Origin of the sequence: Mediterraneibacter sp. 210702-DFI.5.30, assembly GCF_020560115.1 — a bacterium.
In the GTDB taxonomy this organism is placed as follows: Bacteria; Bacillota; Clostridia; order Lachnospirales; family Lachnospiraceae; genus Mediterraneibacter; species Mediterraneibacter faecis.
Genome location: NZ_JAJCME010000238.1, coordinates 1 through 220, shown reverse-complemented (window position 1 = coordinate 220; position 220 = coordinate 1). Strand labels below are relative to the sequence as shown.

Below are 220 nucleotides of genomic sequence, written 5' to 3'. Positions count from 1 at the left end.
CGCCTGATCAGCCAGCCAGTCAAACCGAACAGCCGACTGCTGATTTGGCTGAAACAAAAGAAGCAGAAGAAAAGGAAGATTAGTTTGTTAGATATTACTAAGTTGCTGCACGAATCAATTGAATTTGACTGGCAGCTGGATGAGGATCATGATATTCAACTTGGCGCCGAAGCTCGCGTACAAAACGTTTTTACTGCCTTGGACGTTGAGCTGGCAGAGA

At 45.5% G+C, this 220-nt stretch carries 1 protein-coding gene; it reads left to right on the top strand.

Going from position 1 to position 220, the window contains the following annotated elements:
- Positions 1-220 (top strand): hypothetical protein (locus LI126_RS15410; protein WP_227165772.1); only part of this gene is annotated, 220 nt, incomplete at both ends.